The following is a 14,655-nucleotide window of genomic DNA, read 5'->3' on the forward strand; positions in this document are numbered from 1 at the left end:
GATCAACTCAACACCTCGACCGCCGGCTGAAGGGCGAGCGGGCCGTATAAACGCTCTTCCAGTCGCTGCCAGGCGAGGGGTTCGGGTAGCAATGTGTAGGTGGGTTGCGTCCACCCGCGCGGCAGATCCGTGGGTGCCTGCTTGAGCAGGGTTCTCGCCGCCGTACAGGAGCCGAGCATCAACACAGCCCCAATGATGCACAACATCAAAGTCGCGCGCAGATAATCAATCCAGCGTCGCAAGCGCCTGTTCCACGTCAGAGATAAGGTCTTCGACGGCTTCCAGCCCGCAGGCGAAGCGGACGATCGGACCATCCAGCGCTTCACCGAATTTCCGTTTCAGCTGCGGATCGCAATGAATGGCCAGGCTTTCAAAGCCGCCATAGGAATAACCGATCCCGAATAGTTCGAGCGCATTGATGAATTGGTTCACTTGGGCCGTCGAGCAGGGCGCGAGCTCGACACTGAACAGGCAACCGCCGCCACTGAAATCACGCTGCCAGAGGGCATGATCCGGATGGGATTCCAGCACAGGATGGAGTACGCGCCGGATCTGGCCTTTCTCTGTCAGCCACCGGGCCAAAACTTCGCTCGTTCGCGCCTGCTGTTCGAACCGTGTCACGACGGACCGGAAACCGCGCAGGACCTGATAGGCATCATCGGACGCGCTTGCCACGCCCATTTGTTTGGCCGTTGCAGCAATCTGTTCGCCATGTCTTGGATCAGCGCAGATCGCGGCCCCGTAAAGAAGATCGCCATGGCCACCGAAATATTTAGTAGCGGAATGGGTCGATATGTCGGCGCCGAGTATAAGCGGATTCAGAGACAGGCCTGCTGACCATGTATTGTCGATAATGGAGATAACACCCCGGTCCCGTGCAGATGAGCAGATGGCTGGAACATCCTGAATTTCAAACGTCAACGACCCCGGGCTTTCCAGTAAAACAATAGATGTATTGTCACGGATCAGATCAGCGATCCCGGCCCCGATGCGCGGGTCGTACAGCTCCGTCTCGACACCCATCCGTTTCAGATAGGTCTGGCAGAAATAGCGGGTCGGACCATAGACGCTGTCGGTCAGTAGCAGGTGATCACCGGGCTTTACGAAGGCCAGAATTGGTTGCGTGCAGGCCATGACACCGGACGGGTAAAGCTGGCAGCTCTTGCCGCCTTCCAGCTCCAGAAAGAGTTCGCACAGCGCGTCATGCACCCCCGAACCGTGCCGGCCATAGCCGCGAATATCTGTGCGATAGAGATCTTCGGCCCGATTGAAAAGAAGGGTTGAAGCGCGCTGCACTGGCGGATTGACGGGCGTTCCAAGGCCGGGCTTGGGCCGGCCCAGATGCACGAAACGTGTGGACTTGTCTGTCATGACCCGGTTTCGATCGGGCAGGTCGGGTCAGTTCCCCATTCGGCCCAAGACCCTTGATAGACTTGAACGTTCTCCGCGCCGCATCGGGTCAAGGCGAAGGCGAGACCCGAGGCGGTGACACCGGACCCGCAACTTGTGATGACTGGTCGTGACAGATCGACGCCAGATTGCTGGAAGAGGGCTCGCAAATCATCGGCAGCGTGAAAGGTACGACCGGATTTCAAAGAGCCGAACGGTACGTTCACGCTCCCAGGAATATGTCCGGCGCGGCATTCGGGGCGAGGCTCAGCTGCCGTACCCGCAAATCGTCCCGGAGGGCGCGCGTCCAGTATCTGCACCGTGGTGCCCAGCGCAGCCAATACATCATCCCGCGTCGCGTTCATGTCAGACGGATTAGCGGACGGCTTGAACGTGACCGGATCACGGGTAGGGACGTCAGCCTGCGTCGCACCCCAGCCTTCGACAAGCGTTACGTCGGATCCATGCGAACGAAGCAACCACCAGATCCACGGCGCCGAAAACAATCCTGCGCGGTCATACACAGCCATCCGCGCCTCACCGGTCAGTCCGGCCTGACCAAAGGCGTCGGCGCTGGCGGTTAGACGCTGAGCAATAGGGGCCGCCTTGATGGAGTTTGTGTCAATCGACGTCGCCGTCGCGGTGAGATAGTTGTCTAGTGGGTCGGTTCGTCCGGGCATGACCCATGTGGCGTCAATCAATGTGTAGTTATCATCAATATCAGATGGTTGGACAGATAAGGTCATAGCCAGCTCGGCACGGGAAGACCGCGTTCTCTCAGAAATTCAGGATTGTAGACTTTGGACTGATAACGTTGCCCGTAATCGCAGAGAATCGTGACAATCGTGTGCCCTGGACCCATCTCACGAGCCATATGGATCGCTCCGGCAATGTTGATCCCCGATGATCCGCCGAGACAGATCCCTTCCAGCTGGTTCAACTCGAAAATGATCTGCAGTGCTTCCGTGTCGCTGATACGGTAGGCGCGATCGACGATAATATCCTGTAGATTCGCCGTGATCCGCCCCTGACCGATCCCTTCCGTGATCGAATTGCCGTCCGATTCCAGCTCACCATGGTCGAAATAGGCAAACATCTTTGACCCATGCGGATCGGCCACGCCGATCTGGATGTCTGGGTTCTTTGCTTTCAGCCCGATCGACATACCCCCCAATGTGCCGCCAGATCCGACAGAGCAGACAAAGCCGTCGACTGCCCCTTCTGTCTGAGCCCAGATTTCTTTAGACGTGCTGTCGATATGCGCCTGACGATTGGCAGTATTGTCGAACTGGTTGGCCCAGACCGCACCGTTGGGCTCCGTCTCGTTCAGCTCCGAGGCCAGACGTTCGGAAACATGCACATAGTTGCCGGGATTGGCGTAGGGAACAGCATCGACTTCGATAAGTTCTGCGCCGAGGAGCTTGACGGCATCCTTCTTTTCCTGGCTCTGCGTGCGTGGCATCACGATCTTGCAGCGATAACCCAGCGCCGAGCAGACCATCGCTAGGCCGATGCCTGTATTGCCGGCTGTTCCTTCGACCACGACGCCGCCAGGTCGCAATACCCCACGCGCTTCGGCATCTTTGACGATCCACAGGGCTGCCCTGTCCTTGACCGACTGGCCAGGGTTCAAAAACTCGGCTTTGCCGTAGATCTCACACCCCGTCATCTTGGAGGCATCCTGCAATTTCAGCAGCGGCGTATTGCCAATCAGATCGATGACGGACGAGGCTTTCATGCAGAGCGTCTTGCCAGTACGCCCGCGCTATTTCTACCGTTTATCCGCATCAGGAAATTGTGATGTCGGCGGGCGGTCCTGGGCAGGCACGACCGGACTGTCATCGACATCGATCACTGACAGTTCATCGAGCCGCTGGACACGTTTGGGCAGTGATCCCGTCTCGACCAGCGCCGTCACCCGTTGCAGAGCATTCTGACGTAAATCTTCGTAGAACAGGTTGGAGGGCAAGGTCCGGAATTTGGCCCCGATTTGAATGGGTCGCCGTAGTGAGCGAGAGCGCGGTTTGTCGACCAGCAGGACGCCGTCCTGGCATTGCGCACCAACCTGATTGGGCCGAGCTGCCGGGCGTATATCGGGCTCAAGGCCTTCCGCGGCGACACCGCCCAGATGCAGACGTTCCGGGGCGTAATCCTCGCTTCGCGTCCAGGTTAGCGGATTGATACAGACGAGGGACCGTCCGCTTACGCTTTGAAAACCATCGCCATCATGGACCAATAGACGCTCCGTGAACCGGTCAGCGATCCCGTCTTCGCCGGGCATGACCATACCGAAGGCCGCGACGCAATTCGTATCGGACGCGGTTTCGCAGGGCGTCAACGGTGCCAGCGATTGGTCGAACAGGTCCTCGGGCAGGGGATAATCGATCACATAAGCGACAGCCAGTCGCGCACGCAACGCCTCATCTTGCGCGAAAAAGTCGTGCAGAAGGCGGATCAGATGCGACGCCCCCTGATTATGTCCGGCCAGCACAATGGGGCGCTCCGGCGGGCTTTGCGTCAGAAAGACACGAAAGGCCCGCTTGACGTCCTGGTAGGCGAAATCCTGAGCGAGGCGGGCATCCTCGCGCGTAGTCATGTAGCTATAGAGCGAGGCCTGACGATAGAAGGGCGCAAACAGGCGGCCCGCATCACCATATGGCACCACATAATTGGGCCGGACGATCCGTTCGAGCTTGTTCTTCCGACGCAAATCGTCGCTCGGGAGAACATAATGTTCGCCGCCCCGGTAAACGCTGGGCACAACAACGAAGACGTCACCTGGAACGTCGAGCGTATAGGGATCGACCGAAAGGTCCGGCTGGCTCAACCAGCTGTCCGCCAAAGCATAGTTCGGTGCGTCCGGTGGATCATAGGTCTGGAAAGGCTGGCGTGGGTCTTGAATCGTCTGAAAAATATCGTCGCGATAAATCCAGGCGAGCGTGCCTGCGATGATCAATGTCGCGACCACACCGCCCAGTATGATCTGCCAGAAAGCAAATCGACTCGTCGATTGGGAAGCTGCGCTCATCCGTCATCTATTGCGCTTCCAGCTTTGCAAGGGAAGTCCCATCGGTCATAAGCGACGCACGGTTGGGCGAGTGAGAGGCAAGGCAAGAGCGATGAGCAGCGCGCATCCTGAGATCAAGGTCGTTCCGAAGGCCGGACGTTTCCGTCTGTTTCGCTGGTTGCGCAATCGCTTTATCGCAGGCGTTCTGGTCGCCTTACCTATCGTGGCGGTTATCTGGCTCCTCAGCAAACTGATCGGCACGATCGATAATGCGGTCTGGAGCATCGTTCCGCCGCAACTCGACCCCTCCAACTACTGGGACTTTCCCTTCTGGGGCCTGTCGCTAGTTATCGCGGTTTTTGGCCTGACACTTTTGGGAATTTTCGCGTCGAATCAGGTTGGGACAAGCGTGTTGCGGACAGGGGAGTCGATCCTGGCGCGTGTTCCCGTGATTTCGCCGATCTATAATGGCATCAAGCAAATCCTGAACACGATCGCGCAACAGAAAGACCGGGCCTTCCGCGATGTGTGTCTGATCGAATATCCTCGTAAAGGCATTTGGGCGATCGGCTTCGTCACAGCTGATCTATCCGGCGCGCCTGAAAAGGAGCTCAGTCCGAACGGGAAGGATTACGTCTGTGTCTTTGTTCCGACGACGCCTAACCCGACATCGGGCTTCCTGCTGTTTGTCCCAACTGATGAGATCAAACTGCTGGATATGACGCCGGAAGAGGGCGCCAAGATGATCATTTCAGGCGGCATGGTATCATCCAATGAAGCGCTTGAGCAATATGTCGCCAAGAAGCCGACTGTCCCGCTCAGTGACGAAACACTGAGCGAGCCCAAGCCCTAACCCGCACGCATCATCGCGATGCCGTAATCCTGTTCGAACAGATAGAGCAGGACCCGTGCCGCTTTGCCGCGCTCACTCGTCAGAGCTGGATCCTGAGCGACCAGAAGTCGGGCATCCTGCATGGCGGTTTCCAGCAAGTCCCGATGCTTATCGAGATTGGCGAGACTGTAACGCGGTAAACCTGACTGTGCGGCCCCAAGAAGATCACCGGAACCACGCAACTCCCAATCTTTTTCGGCAATTAGAAAGCCGTCCTCACTGTCCCGCAGCACACTCAGTCGTTCTTTGCCGTTCTGGCTCAGCGGCGATTTGTAGAGCAGAATGCAGGAAGATTTCTTGTTGCCGCGCCCGACACGCCCGCGCAACTGATGCAATTGGGCGAGGCCGAACCGTTCGGCATGCTCAATCACCATGACCGTCGCATTAGGCGCATCCACGCCGACTTCGATGACTGTGGTCGCGACAAGAATGTCGTAGCCGCCCGACTTGAAACTGCCATTGACACGATCTTTCTCCATGCCGCTCATCCGGCCATGCAGCAGGCCCACACGGCCGCCGAAAATGGCCGTCAGCTGACGGTGGCGATCCTCGACGGATGACAGGTCGCTGAGCTCGCTGTCTTCGACGAGCGGGCAAACCCAGTAGACCTGATCGCCCGAACCGACGGCACGGCCGACCGCATCAATGATATCATCCAGCCTTTGCAGGGGCAGGGCAACGGTTTCGATCGGCTGACGCCCTGCCGGTTTCTCGTCGAGAATCGAAATATCGAGGTCGCCATAGCTCGTCAGCGCCAGCGTCCTCGGGATCGGCGTCGCCGTCATGACCAGCAGGTCCGGTGCGTCGCCCTTTTCCGTCAGCTTTAACCGGTCCCGCACGCCGAAGCGGTGTTGTTCATCGATGATGACAAGTCCGAGGCGTTCAAACGTGACCCCGTCTTGGAATAATGCATGGGTCCCAACGACGACATCGATATGACCGTCGATCAGACCTGTATTGATCGCCTTGCGCGCTGGTCCCTTGTCTCGCCCGGTCAGGGCTGCCACTGTCAATCCAGCCGGATCCAGCAGCGTCGTGAGAGTCTCCGCATGCTGCCGTGCCAGGATTTCCGTTGGGGCCATGATGGCGACCTGTGCCCCGGCTTCGCACGCCTGTGCGGCGGCCAGAGCGGCCACAAAAGTCTTACCCGCACCGACATCGCCCTGCAGCAGACGGGCCATGCGAGCATCTGACGCCATATCGGCCTTGATTTCCTCGAATGCACGGGACTGCGCGCCTGTCGGAGGGAACGGCGCGCCGCGCAGTACATCGCTGACATATTCGCCGGGTGCGACCAGTGCGCGCCCTTTGAGACCACGATTGCGTTCCCGCACGAGCGCCATGGCGAGTTGTTTGGCCAGCAATTCATCATAGGCTAGCCGTCGACGAAGCGGCGCATCGGGAGAAGCATCAACAATGTGGACGGGCTGATGCAGGCGTAGAACGGCTTCATTGAAGGATGGCCATGCCTGACGCGTCAGAAAAGCCGGGTCGATCCATTCAGGCAGGGCCTCGCCCAGGCTGACAGTTTGCAGCGCCGACCAGACCGACTTGCGTGCGACTTTGGGCGACAACCCCGCCGTCAGGGGATAGACAGGCTCGAAGGTCGGTAAATCTTCCGATTGCTCAGGCAGCAGGACATAATCCGGATGCGTCATTTGCGCTTCGGCATGGTAGACATCGACCTTGCCTGAAATCAGCCTTTGCGAGCCTTCAGGCAATTGTCGCTCCAGGGTCGATCCGTAAGCCTTGAAGAAAACGAGGGTCATGTCGCCCGTCTCGTCGAATACGCGGATCTTGTAGGGCTGCGTCCGGCTTTTCCCGGGACGGTGACGTCCGATAGTTACAAGAAATGTGGCAATATCGCCCTGCATCGCCCCGGCAATGCCCGGACGGTTGGACCGGTCAATCAGACTGGCGGGCGGTGTCAGCAGGAGATCGCGCAGCCGTCCGGTTCCGCGCACGCCGAATGCGCGCTCTAGCGCCTCGCCGACCTTGTCGCCGACGCCATTAAGCGTCCGGATGTCCGAAAACCAGCTGTTGAGAATTGGCGGTCTCATTCCGTATGATGTGACGCGGCATCCCCGTCCATGCAAGGGATCAACCCGTGACAGGCGCGGCCAGTTTCAGTAGGGCCCGCCCATGCCAGATTCCGTGCCGACAATCGATTGGGAGACGCGACGAAAGCGTCTGATGCACCGCGCTCACTATCGCGGTTTCAAGGAAGCGGACCTGATTCTGGGCGGCTTCGCACGGCAGCACGGGCCTGATCTGACTCCAGACGAAATTCTGATGTTCGAAGATCTTCTGGGGGCCAAGGATCATGACATCTATGCTTGGATAACCCGTACTTTGCCCGTTCCGGCGAATTACGACCCGCCCTTGCTGGAACGTTTGCGCGCGTTCAGACCTTCTGTTTGATATGCACATCCAACTGTCACGCTATATCGGACCTGATCACCGGCTAACGGCTGCAGGTTTACCGGAGGGCGCCGACGCGCTGGTTGTCACCCGCGCGGCTGCCCAGATATCGGGCCGAGTGCTGTTCATTGCGCGCGATGATGCCCGTGCGGCTTCGTTCACCGCGGCCTGTCGGTTCTTTCAATCCGACATTCCCGTCCTGAATCTGCCCGCATGGGACGCTTTGCCTTATGACCGCGTCTCGCCGAGCCGCGCCTTGGCATCGAAACGGGCAGGTGCACTTTACAGTCTTCTGGCCGTCAAAGCGGATCGCCCGCTGATCATCGTTACGACCGTATCGGCCATTCTGCAGCGTGTTCCGCCGCGCAAGGTCATCAAGGCGGCTGGGTTCCGGGCCAAGGCGGGCGATGATGTCAGACGCGAGGATCTGGAAGCCTACCTGTCCCGCAATGGCTACATCCGCGCCTCGACAGTGGTCGAGCCGGGCGATTATGCGGTTCGGGGCGGCCTGATCGACATTTTCCCGCCGACGCGAAAAGCGCCGTTGCGTCTGGATTTCTTCGGCGATGAGCTGGAAAGCATCCGGGAGTTCGACATTGAAACGCAGCGCACGACCCATGCGCTGAAAAGTCTGACCCTCGCGCCTGTCAGTGAAGTCTTTGTCGAAGACGATACGGTCAGTCAGTTCCGGAAAGCCTATATCGCCGCATTTGGTGGTGGGGTCAGCCGTGACCCGGTCTATTCGGCTGTCGTGGACGGCATTCGTCCGCAGGGGATCGAGCATTATCTGCCCCTATTCTACGACCACACGGAAACAGTTTTCGACTATGTCGGTCCGCAAGCGATTATCGCATTTGACGGATTGGCCAATGAAGCCATGGCCGAGCGTGATGCCCTGATCGAAGACTTCTACACATCGCGGAAGGAACATCAGGACGCCCGCGACACGGGGTCCGGTGATCCGTCCAAGACTGCGGGCCTCTATCGCCCGCTTGCGCCCGATGCGCTCTATATCCCGCCGTCGGAGCTCGCGGAACTGACCGCGCCTTTGCGCGTGCGTGATCACACGGCCTTCAACTCACCGGATGAGGGCGAGACTGTTGATTTCGGTGCGCGTGTCGGTCGCAGTTTTCTGGCCGAGCGTCAGACTGAAGGCGTCAACGTGTTCGACGCGGTTTCAAGACATGTTCAGGCGCTGCGCGAGACCAAGCACCGCGTCTGGTTAGCGACTTGGTCGGAAGGATCCCGCGAACGTCTGACCAATGTGCTGGACGATCAGGGTCTGATCGTCCCCATCGCGCGCGACGGACGTGCCGCTTTCGATATCGCACCCGGCGAGGTGAGGGCGGTTGTCCTGCCGCTCGAACAGGGTTTCGTGATGCCGACACCGGGATCCAATCTGGTCGTCATTTCGGAGCAGGACATATTGGGCGACCGACTGGTCAATCGGGGCCGGAAACGTCGTGCCAAGAATTTCATCGCGGAAGCGAGCGCACTCAACCCGAACGATCTGATCGTTCATATTGATCACGGCGTCGGGCGTTATCTGGGGCTGCGAACCCTGGATGTCGGCGGCGCGCCGCATGATTGTCTCGAACTGGAATATGCCAGCGAAGCCCGGTTGTACTTGCCAGTCGAGAATATCGAACTCCTGTCGCGCTACGGCAATGCGAACGAGACGGCCATGCTCGATAAACTTGGCGGTGTCGCGTGGCAATCCCGCAAGGCGAAAGCCAAGGGCAAGCTGCGCGAAATGGCGGCCGAGCTGATCAAGATCGCGGCCAAACGTGCGATGAAGACGATCGAACCGATCGAAATTGACGACGGTGCCTATAATGAGTTTGCCGCCCGCTTCCCTTACGCCGAGACGGACGATCAGCTGAACGCGATCAAGGACGTCTTTGGGGATCTCACCTCAGGAAAGCCGATGGACCGTCTGATCTGCGGCGATGTCGGATTTGGCAAGACCGAAGTCGCCCTACGCGCGGCCTTCGCTGTCGCCATTACAGGCCGTCAGGTCGCCGTCGTTGCGCCGACCACGCTCCTGTCGCGGCAGCATTTCAAAACATTTTCCGAACGCTTCCGCGGCATGCCGATCAAGGTGCGGCAGTTATCGAGGCTCGTTCCGGCCAAACAGGCCAAGGATACGCGCGAGCGACTGGCGCGCGGAGAGATCGACATCATTGTCGGGACCCATGCCGTATTGTCGAAACAGGTCCAGTTTCAAAATCTCGGCCTGGTAGTCGTCGATGAAGAACAGCGGTTCGGCGTCCGTCACAAAGAACGTCTGAAGGCGCTGCGGGCCGATGTACATATGCTGACACTGACGGCAACGCCGATCCCGCGTACCTTGCAGATGGCGCTGACGGGTATCCGCGATCTGTCGCTGATTGCCACACCGCCTGTCGATCGCCTGGCGGTGCGGACCTATGTCCTGCCCTTCGATGAAGTCTCGATCCGCAAAGCGCTTCTGCGGGAGAAATATCGCGGCGGGCAGAGCTATTATGTGACGCCGCGCATCGCCGATATTTCGCGCTTGGAGGAATTCTTGCGGACTCAGGTGCCGGAAGTGAAATATGTCATCGCCCATGGGCAGATGGCCGCAGGCGCACTCGATGACATTATGAGTGCCTTCTATGACGGTCAGTATGATGTGTTGCTGTCGACCTCGATCATCGAGTCCGGGATCGACATCCCGACGGCCAATACGATGATCATCAACCGGGCGGATAAGTTTGGCTTGGCACAGCTCTATCAGATGCGGGGTCGCGTCGGTCGCTCCAAGACTCGCGCCTATGCCTATCTCACCATGCCGGGTGAGCATGTTGCCACACCGGGCGCGCTGCAGCGTCTTAAAGTCCTGCAGTCGCTCGATACGCTCGGGGCAGGGTTTACCCTCGCCAGCCATGATCTCGACATGCGCGGTGGAGGCAATCCACTGGGCGAAGAACAATCCGGACATATCAAGGAGTTGGGTGTGGAACTCTATCAGCATATGCTGGAAGAGGCCGTTGCGGAACTCAGGGACGACGATACACTATCCGATCAAAGCTGGACGCCGCAGGTCAATCTGGGAGTCGCGGTCCTGATCCCGGACGAATATGTCGAAGACCTCAATCTTCGCCTCTCGCTCTACCGCCGGATCTCCGATCTTGAAAACGATACGGAGAGCGATGGGCTGGCGGCAGAGTTGATCGACCGTTTTGGCCCCTTGCCGGATGAAGTAGACGCATTGCTGAAAGTCATGAAGATCAAGCGGTTGTGCCGCCTTTCGCATGTTGCAAAAGTCGATGCAGGGCCAAAAGGCGTCGTCCTGTCCATGCGACATGAGGACATCAAGGACCCGTCAGTCGTAATGAATGCGATTACGCAGAATAGCGGCTGGCGCCTTCGTCCTGATCAGACGATCCTGGTTCAAGGGTCCTATCAGACCCCTAAGTCGAGGGTTCAGGGTGCTGAGCGCGCCGTGCGAGCCCTGATTGATCCGCGTGCGGCACAGGCCGCGGCCTAGCGCGCTGATTTCTCCGTTGTCGCGGTGAACCGATATCCGCGAGCACGCTTGTTGGCTGCGGAGGCAACACCTGTTCGACAATGTCGGTTTCTGCACGCAATGTCAGGGCTCCAGACGCCTCATGCGGCGTGTCGAAGGCGGCATTGGCGATCAGTTCGCGAATGCGACCGGCGATGATTTCGACATCGCCGCGCCGTTCTTCGGGGAAAGCGACGGCGACCATGTCACGGTCCAGACGCGCGACAATATCCTGCATCCTGACAATTCCGGCGACCAGACGAATGCACTTGGACAGAGCTATATCCATCACATCAGCAGCCAGAGACCCAGCTGCTTGCGGCTTGAGCTTGATCGTCAGAATACTCAGCGGCAGCCTTTGTTCGCGGCATTCCTGGCTGACACGCTTCAAATGGGCCGTGAAGAACGCCTTGTTGAAGACTGCCGTCTGTTGATCCATGCAGCTCGGCGTGCCGAAGTCCGAGAAATCGGATTTTAGCTTCTCATGCAGGCGATAGCTGTTTGCGAGTTCCAGAATACGGCCGCTGATCTCCAACGCGCAAGCATCCGAATCGATCAGATCATTGACGCCGTGACGATAGGCCATGTCCTCATCCTGAAAGCGCTCTTCGTCGATCAGAAGCAGGGTCGGCACATGTGTCAGGCGCGGATTGCGCCGCATCGTGTCGGAAATGGTCATGGCAGGCTCGTTTCCGCCGCGCGCATTCATCACAACAGCGTCAAAACGCCGGTCATGGAGATAGTCGAAAGCTGAAAAGGAAGTGAAGGCCGCAACCACTTCGGCGTTCTTGTTCTGAAGGGCATTGACGACAGCCATATAGGCTGGGTCAGCCTTGCCAATGAAGAGGATCTGAAAAGGAGCGCGATTGATGTCAGGCGATAGCGTGACGGATTCGCCAAACGAATCGCGCATTGTCTCCATGCGGCGAATGATCTCGGCTTCCATCTGCCCCAATCGGATCAGCGACGCCATTCGGTGCGCAACCTGAACCGGGTGGACAGGGGCGTATAGAACACTGTCGAACGGGTGGTCCCCATCAGTCTTGCGCATCAAGCGTCCCAGTATCGGGAAATCGCGGGGGGCGTAGTGAGCGCGTATCTGCGCGACAATTTCCGGTGCTTTTTCAATGTAGTCGGACAGAAAGCAAAGGACGGCCGAAGGCGGCTCGAACGGCAGGTTCTGAAGCGCGTCCCCATCATAGGTCGTGATCTTGACGCCCAGCATGAGCGCTCTGAGATGCTCGACCATTCCGACAGAACCGTCGACATCATCTGTTACGATGAGAACGCGACGATTGATCCGCAAGGATGCAAAATCGCGAGTTTCTGGCGAAGAAATCGTCATGGAGCGGGCCTAGCGGTCCGCTCCCTTCCAATCCGTTAACCTAGATTGGCTCGCAAGCTATTGCGGCGTGCTCCAGCCGCAGGTCTGACCGGTGTTCTGCTCTTCCAGATAGGTCATCAGGGGAGCGTAATATTCCAGAATGGCCGATCCATCCATATCACGCGTTCCCGTGAAGGCCTCGAGCGCATCCGGCCAGGGTTTGGACGAGCCCATCTCCATCATCGCATTGAATCGCTTGCCGACGTCTTCATTGCCGTAGACCGAACAGCGATGCAGCGGACCGTCAAAACCGGCTTGGTCGCAGGCGGCCTTGTGGAATTGGTATTGAAGAATGTGCGCCAGAAAGTAGCGCATATAGGGCGTGTTGCCGGGAATATGGTATTTGGCCCCGGCATCGAAGGCACCGTCAGGACGGTCATTCGGAGGACGAATACCCTGATATTCTGTCCGGAGTGCCCACCAGCCATCATTATATTCGGACGGGCTGAGCGTTCCGTCAAACACCTGCCAGCGCCATTTATCGACCAGAAGGCCGAAGGGCAGGAAGGCGACCTTGTCCATGGCTGACCGCATCAGCAACGCAATGTCGGCGTCCTCGCCGGGTACGTCGGCAGGATCCAGCAGCCCGATCTCGACCAGATATTCCGGCGTGATCGACAGAGCGATCATATCGCCAATAGCTTCGTGGAAGCCGTCATTGGCGCCGTCCTTGTAGAAAACGGGCTGATCCTTGTAGGCGCGCTGATAGATGTTGTGGCCGAGTTCGTGATGAACCGTATTGAAGTCCTCTCCGGTGACTTCGGTACACATCTTGATACGGATATCCTCTATGTCGTCGAGGTTCCAGGCCGAAGCGTGACACTGCACGTCCCGGTCTTCGGGCTTGGTGATCAGAGACCGTTCCCAGAACGTCTCGGGCATGGGGTCAAACCCCATGGAGACAAAAAAGTCGTCCGCAGTTTGAACCATCTTCAGCGCATCATAATCCTGGGCTTCCAGAAGGGCCGTCGTATCGACCCCTTCGCCAGCCCCTTCGGGTGCGACCAGCTCATAGACATTGCCCCAGCTCTGCGCCCACATATTGCCAAGCAGATCGGCACGGATCGGCTGATCGAGCGGTACGACATCATCGCCATATTCGGCGTTCAGACCAGTGCGAACGTAGCAGTGTAGCTGATCGTAAAGCGGGCTCACCTGTCCCCAGAGTCGGTCGACTTCGGTCGCGAATTCATCCGCATCCATATCGTAACCCGCGCGCCAAAGGTTACCGGCATCGGCGTAACCCAGTTCCTGCGCGCCTTCATTGATGAGGCTGACCATACCGGAATAATCGTCGGCCATCGCATAGCTGTTGGACATGTTGCCAGGAACGGAGGCCGACCCGATCAGCTGCGAGTGACCACTATTGTAAGGCATGGCCAGTGTTCGCCAACCGGACCAGACGGCTTCCAGAAGGTCAGGGTCACGCGCTTCGGCCATGAGGCGTACAGCCTGGAACTGTTCCAGCTCCCCATCTGCATCCTCGCCGATAATCGCTTCGGCTTTTGCCATCTGTGCGGCGGGCAATGTGAACTTGGCCGTGCCGTAAACGGCGTCCATACGCGACATAATCTCAGAGAGGTCCTGCGCGGCACCGGGGCGATCCGGGGCCGGGAAGTTGGAGCCGCGCTTGAGCATGTCGATCTTGCGACGCATATCATCCGGCAAGGTGACATCATTGAACCGCTTGGCTGCATTGGCTAGCCGGGTCGACAGCTCGGCCACTTCTGTGCCGACTTCGGCGACCATGGCATTCGTATCTTGCGTAATGAAGTTGGCCTGAACCCAGTAGATGCGGGCGGCGCGTAGGCTCAGATCGACAATATCCGCTTCGGCCTGTTGCAAAAACTCGCGTGCATCCTGGATCGTCGGACGGGCATCGACCGGCGTCGCGACCGTTACAGCCGGTTCCGCGTCCAGATCAGGCAAAGCCGGTTGCGACTGCTGACAGCCGGCAAGCGTGAGGACGGCAAGGCAGGACGTGGCAAGAAAGAAATTTTTCATCAGGGTCGCTCCGTTTGGCCCCGTTTGCG

11 protein-coding genes are annotated in these 14,655 nt (G+C 58.5%); 3 read left to right on the plus strand and 8 right to left on the minus strand.

Going from position 1 to position 14,655, the window contains the following annotated elements; all coding sequences use genetic code 11:
* Positions 1–2: 2 nt before the first annotated feature.
* The 5 genes from AB6B39_RS09285 to AB6B39_RS09305 are packed head-to-tail and all read right to left on the minus strand — an operon-like array spanning position 3 to position 4,417.
* Positions 3–242 (minus strand): hypothetical protein, encoded by a 240-nt coding sequence (locus AB6B39_RS09285; RefSeq protein ID WP_371398532.1) that lies wholly within the window; start codon positions 240–242, stop codon positions 3–5.
* Entirely contained in the window at positions 226–1,371 is a 1,146-nt protein-coding gene (metC, locus tag AB6B39_RS09290) for a cystathionine beta-lyase (protein ID WP_284368871.1), read from the minus strand. The genes AB6B39_RS09285 and metC overlap by 17 nt, the downstream gene beginning before the upstream one ends.
* Positions 1,368–2,135 carry a sulfurtransferase gene (locus AB6B39_RS09295; protein WP_284368870.1) on the minus strand — a complete coding sequence of 256 codons (768 nt, stop codon included), beginning with the start codon at positions 2,133–2,135 and terminating at the stop codon, positions 1,368–1,370. The genes metC and AB6B39_RS09295 overlap by 4 nt, the downstream gene beginning before the upstream one ends.
* Positions 2,132–3,127: a cysteine synthase A gene (locus tag AB6B39_RS09300; protein WP_284368869.1), complete on the minus strand. Its 996-nt coding sequence runs from the start codon at positions 3,125–3,127 to the stop codon at positions 2,132–2,134. Before AB6B39_RS09300 ends, AB6B39_RS09295 begins: the two co-directional genes overlap by 4 nt.
* Positions 3,128–3,160: 33 nt before the next feature.
* Complete coding sequence (locus AB6B39_RS09305; RefSeq protein WP_284368868.1) at positions 3,161–4,417, minus strand: DUF3089 domain-containing protein; 1,257 nt, start codon at positions 4,415–4,417, stop codon at positions 3,161–3,163.
* 91 nt (positions 4,418–4,508) lie between these two features.
* On the opposite strand from AB6B39_RS09305, the gene AB6B39_RS09310 reads away from it, so the two are divergent.
* Positions 4,509–5,249: a DUF502 domain-containing protein gene (locus AB6B39_RS09310; protein WP_284368867.1), complete on the plus strand. Its 741-nt coding sequence runs from the start codon at positions 4,509–4,511 to the stop codon at positions 5,247–5,249.
* Here the strand turns inward: AB6B39_RS09310 and recG are convergent.
* Complete coding sequence (gene recG, locus AB6B39_RS09315) at positions 5,246–7,348, minus strand: ATP-dependent DNA helicase RecG (protein ID WP_284368866.1); 2,103 nt, start codon at positions 7,346–7,348, stop codon at positions 5,246–5,248. The two genes, AB6B39_RS09310 and recG, sit on opposite strands and share 4 nt — an antisense overlap.
* A gap of 82 nt (positions 7,349–7,430) precedes the next feature.
* Here recG and AB6B39_RS09320 point away from each other — a divergent pair, with 82 nt between their 5' ends.
* Positions 7,431–7,709: a succinate dehydrogenase assembly factor 2 gene (locus tag AB6B39_RS09320; protein ID WP_284368865.1), complete on the plus strand. Its 279-nt coding sequence runs from the start codon at positions 7,431–7,433 to the stop codon at positions 7,707–7,709.
* Between the two features lies 1 nt (position 7,710).
* A complete protein-coding gene (gene mfd / locus AB6B39_RS09325; protein WP_371398533.1) occupies positions 7,711–11,220 on the plus strand; it encodes a transcription-repair coupling factor in 3,510 nt (1,169 codons plus the stop codon).
* Here the strand turns inward: mfd and AB6B39_RS09330 are convergent.
* Both AB6B39_RS09330 and AB6B39_RS09335 read right to left on the minus strand, forming a co-directional pair.
* Positions 11,144–12,583: a diguanylate cyclase domain-containing protein gene (locus tag AB6B39_RS09330; protein WP_371398534.1), complete on the minus strand. Its 1,440-nt coding sequence runs from the start codon at positions 12,581–12,583 to the stop codon at positions 11,144–11,146. The genes mfd and AB6B39_RS09330 overlap by 77 nt on opposite strands.
* 57 nt (positions 12,584–12,640) lie before the next feature.
* Positions 12,641–14,626 carry a M2 family metallopeptidase gene (locus AB6B39_RS09335; protein WP_284368862.1) on the minus strand — a complete coding sequence of 662 codons (1,986 nt, stop codon included), beginning with the start codon at positions 14,624–14,626 and terminating at the stop codon, positions 12,641–12,643.
* Positions 14,627–14,655: the final 29 nt, after the last annotated feature.

Origin of the sequence: Algimonas porphyrae (assembly GCF_041429795.1) — a bacterium.
Classification (GTDB): Bacteria; Pseudomonadota; Alphaproteobacteria; order Caulobacterales; family Maricaulaceae; genus Litorimonas; species Litorimonas porphyrae.